Genomic DNA, 12,092 nt, shown 5'->3' on the forward strand with positions numbered 1-12,092 from the left:
AGGAACCCGCTCACGCAAGGATGAGGAGAGCGATGAATCCGAAATTTGATGATCCGCTTGCGGCGTGGCGCATTTGTGAAGATGCATGGTCTGGCTGGCTTCAATCGGACAACTACTACGTGATGCATCTCAGTGAAGCAACAGGGAACGTTCCGGGAACCATGGCTCCCTTGTATTCTGCGGGAGGTAGACGGCGACGGGCGCCAGACCTTCAATCCCAGAAGTCCGGTAAGAGTGAATTCTGGGAGATCAAATTCCGAACGCGCGCCGACATCGACCCACTCACCGGTGAGAGGATTCACTGGACAACACATGCTGCGTTTGACGATTATCTGGCCATTGCCAAAGACACCGGGTGCAAGGTCTGGATCATGGTCTATGAAGCGCCTACAGCATCTTCAGCTGGTAGGTGGCTTCGGGCGGAGGTACGGGAGTTGGTGGGCCCCGGGCGGACTGTAACAAGGTATGACCAACAGGGGGACGAACTTCTTGTATGGACATGGCCCTCCTCTTCAATGGAAATAGTGCCGGGCCCGATCGTCGACATCACTGGCGCCACTCCATCGCCCTTTCCTGTCGAAGGCGGGGACAAGCACCTTGATACTCCGGACCTCAAGCCCTATGAACGAGAACTCAGAAGACCACGGAGCGACGCTACGAACGAATCTGAGTCACAGCCCTCCATTCCGTCTGGAGCCAGATTCGTGGCCTCTGATCCCGCTGTCGGGCTTGACATACTCAGCAGGTCCCTCGGCTTGCCATCTGTTCCACGCTACTCTGTACTACGTATAGGACTGGGCGGAACTGATTTGGATGACCTGTTCGGACTTCTTCAATACGGTATTCGCGTCTTCCTAATTTCTGACCACACTGCTAATAGCACAGTCGATCCAACGGAATTGAGTGCCTTCCGGGACGCAAGAATGTTGGAGTGGGCCGTCATTAACCACGTGCCGGAATCGCAACGTGGAACCTGGGTAATTGACGGCAATCTTCCCTCTGAATTGTCTTCAGACATGAGAGCCGTCCTAGCGATGGCGGACGATTCTGGAGGAATCAATCTAGGTCAATACAACATCGTGCACGCCCCGTTCGGGTCGGATCTCTTGGTTACGGCAGGAGCAGGCACAGGCAAGACAGAAACGATGTCTGAGCGGGTAGTTTTTCTATTAGCTACCTGTGGCGGTGCTGAGTCAGGCAGTGAGGCGGGTTCAAAGCATCCATTTGACCTTCGCCTCGATGAAATCGTGTTTGTCACGTTTAGCCGGGAAGCCTCCCGGCAGATGCGGGAGAGAATCGGCCGAGCGATAATGCTCCGTCAGCGCCTATGCCGACGATCAGTGCTACCGACCCTTGCCTGGATGACTCAGCTTGGCAATGCCGAGGTTGCAACCATACACTCTTACGCCAAACACCTTGTCCAGACCGGTGGCGGTGCACTGGGTCTGGCTCCAGAAGTAACTGTTGGCAAGCAGACGATGGCGTTTCGAGAAATCCTTCGGGGTGTCCTTTCGCCCCATTTGGTGCGCTTGATGAACAAATTCCCTGGACGGATCCCTGCGTTCCATGCTTGGCAGGAGCATATCGAGCGAATTTGGTCATCATTGGAAGACAATGGTGTCGAGCTGATGAGCCTCACGGACGAAATGGCGATACTCCCACTTGTGGAATGGAGCTCTAATGGCACTCCGGAGCTCACTGCTGAAATTGAAGAAGCAACTCGAAAAATAGTAAGTGAGATTGCGCCCCGGTTGCGGGACCATTGTCTAGATAACCAGTCCATCCGGACTGCACACCTTGTTCCGTTTGCGCTGGCGGCTATAAGGTCACAAGATAATCCTCGAGTTAAAAGGCCGCGATATCTATTTGTTGACGAATTTCAGGACACGGATCCGCTACAAATGGATTTGATTCTAGAGGTTAGAACACGTCTAAGTGCCAACTTGTTCGTTGTCGGCGATATCAAGCAGGGTATATATAGGTTTCGTGGAGCCGAGGGAAATGCGTTTGATGAACTTACATTTCGTATTGAGGAGCGCGGTCTAACGCGATTTAGAGAATACACGTTAACACGTAATTTTCGTTCTGGTGCGGCTCTTCTCGAATCATTGCATCCGTATTTTGAACGATGGGGATCAGCAGGCTTGCTCAGCTATAAACCAGCGGAAAAACTTCGACCTCAGATCAAGCCCTCTGACGATAGCCAGCGCGTCATGTTTTCCGAAGTCAAACGCCTCGACTTCGCTGACGAGTCGGCGCGGGATGTAGAGACTTGGAGGGGCCAAGCTCCTGAAGCGACGATCGCCGTATTATGTCGCCAAAATTGGCAGGCCCGGGACGTGCGAGATGCTGTCCAGAAGGCAGGTCTGCCTTGCGAGCTCCTAGTGGGTGGTAGCTTCTATACATCACCAGCCGTCAGAGAACTGGCGATCCTTCTTGCGGCCGTTGCTGAACCCAACGACGATGCTACGCTTCTGCAGCTTTGTGAAACCCGTTGGTCCCTTGGCCTCCTTGCTGGGACACCCCCTCAAGGTATTCCCGTTTCTGGCTGGTTGTCAGACGTTCAACCCTTACTGAACTGGCGGGACAGGATTGTCGGCCTTCGACAGGGAAACTATATTCGGTCTGACCTAGACCCCCTGCGGGCGCGCGTTTCGTCTTTAGGCTCGCTACTCAATCATGTGCCCGTGGTCGCGTGGGTGGTCGAGTGTATGCGAGCGTTGGCTCCCGAAGCTGCGTTTGCGAGTTCCGCTGCAGAGGAATCCGAACAGAGGAGGTACGCCCGGTGTTTAGACCACCTGATTACTCTTTTGGACTCGAACTTCAAAGATGGTTCCGTCAGTCTTCATAGAGTTATCTCCTGGCTGCAGCTCCAGATTGCCACTAACCACACGGAGGATGAGCCAGTGGAATGGAGCGATTTAGAAGGCAGGACGACTGCTCTAACGGTTCACAAGGCGAAAGGCCTTGAGTTTGATCGTGTTCTTGTGCCATACACATGGACCAAATTCGACACAAGAGGGTCTGCTAAGAGCAGAGTAGCGATCCTACGGAACGCGCAACGCGAGCCACGGGTTCTGTGGCAGTGGAACCCGGGGAGCGACTCGAAAAACTTTTCCAATGTGTCGGCTGATGCGCAAGGCATGTGGGCACAGGACGACGAAGAGACCGCTCGTGAGGAGACGAGGCTCCTCTATGTGGCCCTGACACGCGCTCGAGAACGAGTAATCGTTTATCGATCAAGCCAGCGCACCAGAGCCGGAAGCGCTGCTTCCAGCTGGACCGATCTCTTAAACGGACAGGATTAGCAAGATGGGACTTTGGACGGCCATCGCGACTCCCGGAGTCGACGAGACCCAGATTCGCACCGTACTGCAGGAACGCAACATCAGCTGGGAGGCCGCAGGGCACATCACCGCAACTGCTTCTCTTGCCAGGGCTATACGGGAGACGAAAGTTCCGGGTGTTCCTATCGCAACATTGGTTGACCTTATTGTGTGGCCCGGAGTGCCCAATATTGGGTTGACCGTTGACGGATTCCCCGGCCCAGACATCCTGGGCCGCAATGGCAAGGAAACTTATGACCTTCAGCTTCGTAGTTGGCAAATGCTTGCGAGCGGGCGGCGATTGCGTTTGGGAATCCAGTTCGACGAATCATTGAGGCGGTTCGCGAGGCAGGAAGAGGAATCGCGGCTCATCAGGCTTCTAGTAAGGTCTAAGCGCGAGTTTGCAAGGACCGTTCAGTCCTTAATCTCCGCTGGTGTGCGCCCTCAGGACCTATCGAGTGACGACGACCTCGGCAAGGCGGCCATCAAAGCTTGGACTTGGTTGGAGGGAGACCTTCCTGCGATAACGGCTCCTCGCGAGGATCTTTGGATGGATTTTCACGAGTTTAAGAATCAGAGTACTCCTCGGGCGCGGCAGTTGCGCGACAGGGTTGAACAAGCGCTGGAGCAAGTATTTGGGGCTAATCGGGGTCGGCGAGTTCTTGTCCATCACGGGTTTTACTTTTTTACCCCGCCACAGTGGGCCCTATTTCAGCTGTTGCGTGCGATTCCCGATATAGACCAGCTCTTCATCGTCCACGATGACGGATCAAATCCAGCCTTTGAAACCTGGCGACGTTTCTTTGTTGACAAATGGGATATGCCTCGGCCTAAGGGAACAGTCAGTTCGACGGAGACAAGCGGTATTCAGGAGGGCCAACCAGCTGCTGTGGCATTGCGCAAGGCTCTGGTCGGAGAGTCGGTTGCCGTTGAGGGATTGGCGGATGATCTTACCGTCTTGGAGTGCCGCAGTCCTGCGGAGCTTGTGCGTCAATGGCGATTGGAAAAGGTAGGCGCTGACGGGCAGCAGCCCCGTTGGTACGCAGCTGATTCTAAATCGGTAGAACGTTACATGCGGCGTCTTGGCCGGGAAAGCGAGGGCAGCATTGATTTGGCACAGCTTCCCATCGGTTCTTTTCTTCTGGCCATTCACGATTGCATCAGGCCGCTTCCGACAGGCCGAGCGGAAGTCGCTCTCGAGGGTGAGGCAATTGTTGATATTGCATCCAGTGGTTATCTCGAGGCAGACAGCAGCGGTCCGAAATCGACGGCATATGTAAGTGCCCTCAGGAGGGCGTTACCATTTTTCAATGGGTGCGTAACCGGTGAGGAATGGCAGACTCGGGCACACCACCTCTTGCGCCTTACTATCGCAGAGATCGAACCGTTGGGCGCAAAGGACTTGTCCGATACGGACTTGAAGCGAATGAGGAAAGCAGCCGAAAACCCTTTGCGATTGGTCCCGTGGGCAGATTTGAGTCAGGACGAGGCCAGTGGGGTCCTTAACATCATCTCTTCGACAGTGAAATTAGTCGAGAGGATCGCAGCACGCGAAAGAATTGTATTAAAAGACCACGTCCAGTTTCTTAAGGATTCCCTCAAAAGTGGTATGGCCGCGTTGCGGGAGGAGGAAAGACAGATCATTGCCTCTAAGGTCCAAGGGTTCTCTATTGGGCTGGACGAAGAGATCGATGTCGAAGGGATTGTCGATATTGTTGCAATGTTATTGGGGAGAACTGCGGAGTTTGACGCCTTCGGTGATGTAGTAGCTGCCCAAACAACGGTTAATGATCTCAGAGGCCTCGATGCGCTGGGCTTACGCAAATCTTCTAGAAACTTGCACCTGACTAACCTCACGGAGGGAACTTTCCCGACTGCGCCCCGGATCGTGGGCTGGCCCTTCCAGATGGAAGACATGACAGACGACCGGTCTCATGTTGATACGGTGACGGTTGAGATCCTGAAGGCTCGAGCCGACAATGCGTCGCTAAGCGACCTTTATCTGCTGTGGCTTGCACTGGACGGCGTGGAAGAAGGGGCACGAGTGACGCTTAGCTGGGTATCTGAGTTGGATGGAGAACGGCGTAGTCCTTCTTCTCTAATATCGCTACTCACTCGTCCATCCACTCAAGATTCGCCTATTTCTCAAAGGGCGGGAGGCGTAACGGTGGAGCACGTAGAGAGCGCAAACGGCTTGTCTGTAAGCTCGGCGCCGCCAATGCCAGCGAACAGCACAGTATCCATGAAGGACCTAGCCGACGCAGTGGCCGGCATCGACCCACGTGCAGCCGCCTCTGGATTGGCATGTGCTCGCAGATTTGCTCTTCAATGGCTTCTGGGTGAGTCACATGCCTTTCGATCTGAGCATCACCAATCCATGCTTTATGGGAATGTCTTGGGCGCGCTCATGCGAGGCAACGGTTTTACGAGAGAACGTGCCGAGCAGGTGGCCGACGATCTATGGCGGCACCTCACGCCAGGCCAACGGCAAAGCAGTCTTTCGAAGCGAAGGGTGAAAGGCGGTGGATTGTCGGCAGACTCGGTTTGGACTCTCACTCTTACTGGCAGCAAGGCAGGCGCGGGGCCTCATGACCGGGCCTACAAGGCGGCAATTGCATCTAGTAATCCTGACGTAGATGCCGTTGCACCCGAAGATGCCATGTATTTACCTGCCGGTATCAACAACTACGAGGTGTGCCGACACTGTCCGGTCCGATCCACTTGTGCGGCATCGGAGATGGAGGAGACCCACTGAGCCTGGAAGATAGTCAGGCGCTGCGGGGCCTTGCCAGTCCGGCCATCAGGTTGTTACCCGCCCGGGAGTCGGAGGAGCTTTTCGGATGCGTTTATGGCTCCCGTACCGGCATTTCACCCGAGCTCACTTCTGCGGCGGTGCGTTTATACCCAGCGCGACGTCATTTCTAGAATGGAAGATTTCCTTGTGCGGCTCGGTACGCAGGTACGGGCGGATGAGCACACCGTTCTCGACGGGATGGATGGAACGGGTGTTCAAATCGCGAGTCTGGACAAGCTAGACCCAAGCGTCGTGGGATGGGTTCAGGGACTCATCAGCTCAGCAGCGGTCGGTGTCGCAACGCCGGATGTTCTCCGTACCGTTGGAATCCGGGTAGGAAACGCTGGCACGGGCGCTGCGAAAAGGGCGCTCCACGGGGCAGCACGAGATAGGGCATTACTGGCACTCTTCGGTGGCGGACCCTGCGTCGCCGGGGGGGGCGGAGGCATGGCGCTCGGCGCGCACATTCTCACAGCCGCAAGCGGGGGTGGTCCCGACGAGCCTTCAACTTATCGAGCCGGTGGTTGCCTCACCAAAGGGCGCGGTGATGCAGCGCTATGCCTTGGTTGAGGGGACGCCTGGGGTGGGGGATATGACCGAAATAGGTTAAAGCATCGTCCGCGCGCTGGGCCCAGGACCGCCCGACAGGCAATAGGAGGTGGACATCGCGGCCGCCGTCGGTCCCTTACGCGGGTTGCTTACCCACCCACCACCGCCCCGGACCTATGCTGTTCCCATGCTGAACGTTGGAGTGGTATCAGGGAACGAGCTCTCGCCCCTGGTCGTGGAGCGGCTGACTGAGCATGGTGCGGTCATCCAGGCACGTTCAGCGCCGGAGCTGAGCCAGGAACGGGACAGCCCGATTATGCTGAGCTGCGCTGATAGATCTCTTCCGACTTCCAAATTCGACCTCGTACTTTCGGTAGCGGACGGTTCTGAACAGTGCTGCCCCCGGCACAGCCCGGATGTGGTTCTCACGGAGACGGACCCGGCTCTCCTCCGCAACGCGGTGGACCAGCTGTGGGAGAACCGTCTCCTTCCCTTTAGCCGCAACAAGGCAGCTCCCAGGCCGAAGCATCGGAAAGGGCCGGCAGTGATGAGTCCGCCGGATCCGGCTTGGCCGGCTACTGCGTCACGGACCGCAGAGAGGATCCTGAGGACCAGCCCTCTGATCGTTCGGGTGGACCACATCGGCTCCACGTCGATCCCGGGGCTCCCTGCCAAGAACGTCATTGACCTGCAAGTCGGCGTCGCGAACGTCAGCCACCTGGATCAGGTGTCCGCACATCTGGACGCTGCAGGCTACCGGGCTGTACCGGGCAAGTGGTGGGACGCGCCAACCAGCTATCAACCCGAACCCGAGCAGTGGGCCAAGCACCTTCACGTAAATTCCGACCCGGCTCAGCACGTCAATATCCATGTGCGGGTCGTAGGGTCGGCCGGGTGGTTCTTCACGCTCAGCTTTCGCGACTGGATGCGGGCGGACGCAGGTCATGTCCGCCGTTACGCGGCGGAGAAACAACGGATTGCCAGCAAGTACGCGAACGATGTCAACGCCTTGAACTACGCGGCGGAAAAGAAGTTGTGGTTTCGCGACTACGTCGAGCCGCAACTCTATGCATGGGTGGATTCAAACGGCTGGCGTCCGGAGAAGCGGGAAGAGCCTCATTTCATGGAGTGTTCCAATGTCGCAGTGAATCCGAACACCGTCACGGCACCGGAGTTTTCACCCGCTGCTACAAGATTGCTTTCCTGACCGCAGATAATTGCCGCCGTGGGTTGGGAAGGAAGCTGAAGCTTCTGAACAAGCTCTCCTGTAGAAGGAGCCCTCAGCGCAACAAGACCACTGACATTCACAGATAAACAATGCTCGCCGTCGGCGAGGAACGCGACGGCTACTATCTTTCCCGATTCCGACGGGGCGATGACCAGCCGGGAGGCTCTCGCCTCCAGATCCCAGAGGCAGATGCTGCCGTCCCAGCCGCCAGTGAGGGCTGCGGCGCCGTCCAAGGATAGGGCGAGCGTGGACAGCGGCCCAGTGTGCCCTTCCAAGCAACCCAGCAGGGATCCGTCGGCCAGATTCCATACGCGGGGCTTGTCGTCGTGTCCGATCGTCACCAGCCGGCCGTCTTTAGCGAGGGCGGCGTCAGTCACTGGTCCCGGATGCGCTTCCAAGACGTTCGTGCAGACGCCGGTCTCAAGATCCCAGATCCGTGCGGTGCCATCCCAGCTGGTTGACACCGCTTGAGCCCCATCCGTAGTGACTCGGATGCTGGCAATCCGCTTGGTGTGGCCCACCAACTCCAACACGTGCGTGCCCTCTTCGAGGTCCCAGACGAGCATCGAGCCGTCTTGCGCACCGGTGACCACCCGGGCGGAAGGTTCGCTGGCCGCAACAGCCGTGACCCCGGCTTTGTGCCCCGTGAGCCTGCTCAGCAGCCCGCCGCCGGTGAGGTCCCACAGCCTTCCCGAACGGTCTTCGCTTCCGGTCGCCAACACTCCGGTTCCCGGTGCTAGTGCCAGCGCGGTGACCGGCCCGCCGCCGTCGTCCAGTACCAGACGCCGATCTCCTGACCCGGAGTCCCACACCATCACGGTTGCGTCCCGGCTGGCAGACATCAGCTCCTCCTTCTCACTGTGGTACGTCAGCGAGGTTACGGCTTCCTGATGCCCGTGGGGCGCTGGTGCGGTGATGGCGGCGGCCAAATCCCACACTCGTGCAGACCCGTCATCGCCCGCTGTGACGGCTAGGTCACCCAACTCGGAAATAGCAATGCTCTTCACCGGGCCGGGATGACCCTTCCACGACTTGATCATCTCCGCCGCAGCGATATCCCAGACAGCAATGGTTCCGTCCCGCCTGACCGAAGCGATATTTCCGTTCCGACCGAAAGGAACGACGTCGTTTACCCACTCGCCATGGTCCTGCAGTACCGCTGTGGCTTGGCCGGTAGAAAGATTCCACACGCGGATGGTCCCGTCCTGTCCTGCCGTAGCTGCCTCGTCCCGCTCGGGAACGAAGACGGCGGCGGTCAGCTCTGATTCGTGGCCGGAAAGTTCGTGCAGAAGCTCCAGGGTTTCAAGGTCCCACAACCTCGCCGTGGAATCTTTGCTGATGGTGAGGGCCCGCTTGGAATCACTCGAAAACAAGCCCTTTGACACCCCGGCCCTGTGACCTTCGAGGCGGAAGAGTAGCTTTCCGTCGGCCAAGTTCCACAAACACGCTGTGCTGTCCCAGCTGGTGGTCAAGGCCTTTTGCCCGTCCGGACTGATGGCCACCGAGGTCAGCCAATTTTGGTGGCCATTCAGGAAATGGCCCCGTTTCCCGGAAGCAAGGTCCCAAACATAGGCTCCGTCCCTGCTTGTGGTGACGGCGAAAGTTTTGTTCGGTGCGATGGCGACGTCCGTGACTTCTTCGGTATGTCCCTCCAGAACGAACAGGAGGTTTCCGCTTTCAACGTCCCAAACCTTCGCCGACTCTTCCTGGCCGTTGGCCGTCACGGCAATGTCGCCGTCGGACGTTATGGCACCGGCGGAAATGGGACTGTCTGAATCTTGCAGAGTCTGCAAGAGAGCGCCTGTTTGGAGGTCCCAAAGCTTGGCCGATCCGTCCAGGCTGAGCGTGAAAACCCGCGAACCCCCGCCGGTTATCGTAGCCCGCTCCACCACGGAGGTGTGGCCGGACAACGTTCGCAGAAGGGCGTCACTGCTGGTGTTGGTAGTCCACGCGGGGTAAATTCCGTGCGGAACGATCAGGGCGAGGTACGTTCGCGCGGATTCATAGAGTTCGCGGTCGTTCATCACCAGGGCTTGCAAGGCCAGCTGTCCGGCGGCGTACGCCTCGGAGGTTGCTGCCGCCGCATCGGCTTCGGCGCGGAAATTGTGGGCCTCGTGCTCAAGGACCATGCGGCTCCTATGCAGCGTCTTCTCATCCTCGCGGCTCAGCTGCGCCTCGGACTGTACGCGGCGAAGCGTGCCGATGACCCGGTCCACTCCGAGAGTGCCAATTGCCTTCGCCAGATAGTGCGCGTCTTGGTAGAGAGCGGCAAGCTCATTCGGCCGCACTTTCGCCATATGGACGGGGAGGTGTGTCAGTGCATACCCGCTTGCGTTGTCAGACCAGTTTCGGCTGTATTCCAGCAGCCGCTCCTGAACTGACTGCAAGAGGTCCTCTGTGAACTTTGTGGACAGATGCTGCCCGAACCTTGGGTGCGCCAACGTGTAGCCAACGGCATCGTTTCCCATGATCAGTCGGCGGATTTTGGGGAGGATGTTGCGGTCAAAGTGGTCGCGGAGCATTCCTGTGGGGTCGGCAAAGGCCTCCGGAACCAGGGCTTCAAGGTCACTTCGCGCAAGGGGTCCGTGGGCAGCAGCCAACGTGGCGAAGAGCAACAGCGCTGGACGCTCTCCGGCCACATCCAGGAGCTCTTTCCACCAAACGTCCAAGTACGCTGCCAACCCCTCGGGCTGCTGCTCGAGATCTGCCACGTCAAACTCCTTTTCCAGAGCTTCCTTGGCCAGGAGGCCGATGTACAGGGGGTCGGCATGTGTTGCTGCCCTGTTGGTGTTTGCGTCCACAGGGCCGATAACAGCTGCCTTCATGACTGCGGCCAGAGCTCCCGGCTTTTGGATGAGCGCTGCGGTGTGCGGACCGGTCGCCGAGAAGAGTTCGACGACGGACTCCTCACCGAAGCCGTCGAGCCGCAATTCCTTGACGTCCGGTCCTTGCAAGCGGTACTTGCTCCGCCATTCCTGTCCTGTGTCGCGGATGGAAACTATGACGTGAAGGTGCTTGGGAGATGCGCCTGCCACGTAATTGGCAATCGACCAGCCTTGAATCTCGTCGATGCCATCCAATATGAGCACATCGGGGGTTCCATTGCTATGGCTTGCCTCGCCCAGGCGCTGGTGCAGCATGGACTGAAGAGACAACCGGTCCAAGTTCGGATAGTCATCAGCTGTTGGGTCCGCAGACAGTTGCTGCAGGACATTCCTGAGGAAAAATACTTCGTCCAACCAGTACGGGTCATACCTGCTCGTAAAGAAGTGGAAGGCGGCCCGGGCACCAAGTTGTTGGGCAAACTCAGCCAGCAGCGAAGTCTTTCCGAACCCGGGACGGCCGGTGATGGCCAACACGCCGCCCGGCCCGTTTGCAAAAGCGGACAGAGCGGCAATTTCCTCCCGCCGCCCGACAAAGCCTTCAGTTCGCCTGCTCCTAAACAGGGGGGTAAAGGCCCTGCTGAGGTCGGGCTTGGCTTCCTGGCGGGGGAGGAGCTTGAAGTCCTGGAGTCCGTTCAGGCCCAGATGGCTCCAGAAGACCTCTCTTGTGGCCGCGGGTAGTGTTTCTATGGCGTCGATCGGGGTTAATGCAAGACTTCCCGGCCCTTCGCTTGGATTGTGATGCCGGATCACTCCGATGACGTCATTCGTGGCGGACAAAACCCCGGAACCGGACATTCCCGCCCATTGGGAAGTTTCCAAGTCTCCCGGCAGGATAGGTGGCCAGTCCCTGGGTGTGTTGTCCACTTTCAGAGCCAGGTACCCGGGGACAAGACCCTTACCAGTGACTGCGCGGAGTCCCTCCGCGGTGGGGATGCTCCCGTAGGTGTGAACGGCGATGCGGCCTCCGCTGACAGCCTTGAACCGTGGGAAACCCACGGCCATGCAATCGTGAAGGACGTCGAGATTCTGCCGATCGACTCGTCCGAACGTTAGTAGGGGGAAGTCCACCGCCCCATCGACTGACAATAGAGCTATGTCCACGGTGGCCGATCCGGAACGTATCAAGACCTTGGCAGGAAACGTACCCTCCAGCCCTAGAACTTCGTGACCAGAACCCTTGGCGACGTGGTCTGCAGTGAGCACCACGGAACCGCCGACCACGAGGCCGGAGCCAACCCGTGGCTTGCCGTTGAAGTTGTAGGCAATGTTGACTACACGTCCGGTTTCAAGGAGTGCCATTGAGGTGTACC

5 protein-coding genes are annotated in these 12,092 nt (G+C 58.0%); 3 read left to right on the forward strand and 2 right to left on the reverse strand.

The window, feature by feature from the left end:
* Positions 1–809: 809 nt before the first annotated feature.
* Both AUR_RS15640 and AUR_RS15645 read left to right on the forward strand, forming a co-directional pair.
* The gene (locus tag AUR_RS15640) at positions 810–3,308 is read left to right on the forward strand and encodes a UvrD-helicase domain-containing protein (protein ID WP_164888693.1); all 2,499 of its coding nucleotides are present in this window, start codon (positions 810–812) and stop codon (positions 3,306–3,308) included.
* A gap of 4 nt (positions 3,309–3,312) precedes the next feature.
* Positions 3,313–6,081 carry a PD-(D/E)XK nuclease family protein gene (locus tag AUR_RS15645; RefSeq protein WP_062095581.1) on the forward strand — a complete coding sequence of 923 codons (2,769 nt, stop codon included), beginning with the start codon at positions 3,313–3,315 and terminating at the stop codon, positions 6,079–6,081.
* A 123-nt stretch (positions 6,082–6,204) separates the two neighbouring features.
* Here AUR_RS15645 and AUR_RS20750 read toward each other — a convergent pair whose 3' ends face one another.
* Entirely contained in the window at positions 6,205–6,339 is a 135-nt protein-coding gene (locus tag AUR_RS20750; RefSeq protein ID WP_277749649.1) for a hypothetical protein, read from the reverse strand.
* 517 nt (positions 6,340–6,856) lie between these two features.
* Here AUR_RS20750 and AUR_RS15655 point away from each other — a divergent pair.
* Positions 6,857–7,876 (forward strand): GrpB family protein, encoded by a 1,020-nt coding sequence (locus tag AUR_RS15655; protein ID WP_082694433.1) that lies wholly within the window; start codon positions 6,857–6,859, stop codon positions 7,874–7,876.
* Here AUR_RS15655 and AUR_RS15660 read toward each other — a convergent pair.
* A complete protein-coding gene (locus tag AUR_RS15660; protein WP_128397206.1) occupies positions 7,786–12,081 on the reverse strand; it encodes a trypsin-like peptidase domain-containing protein in 4,296 nt (1,431 codons plus the stop codon). The genes AUR_RS15655 and AUR_RS15660 overlap by 91 nt on opposite strands.
* Positions 12,082–12,092 lie beyond the last annotated feature (11 nt).

Origin of the sequence: Paenarthrobacter ureafaciens, assembly GCF_004028095.1 — a bacterium.
Taxonomy (GTDB): Bacteria; Actinomycetota; Actinomycetes; order Actinomycetales; family Micrococcaceae; genus Arthrobacter; species Arthrobacter ureafaciens.

What these genes read in the sequence shown, in the direction of transcription:
- AUR_RS15645 (WP_062095581.1), top strand. Translation starts at nt 3,313, where the DNA reads ATGGGACTTTGGACGGCCATCGCGACTCCCGGAGTCGACGAGACCCAG.
- AUR_RS15655 (WP_082694433.1), top strand. Translation starts at nt 6,857, where the DNA reads ATGCTGAACGTTGGAGTGGTATCAGGGAACGAGCTCTCGCCCCTGGTC.
- AUR_RS15660 (WP_128397206.1), bottom strand. Translation starts at nt 12,081, where the DNA reads ATGGCACTCCTTGAAACCGGACGTGTAGTCAACATTGCCTACAACTTC.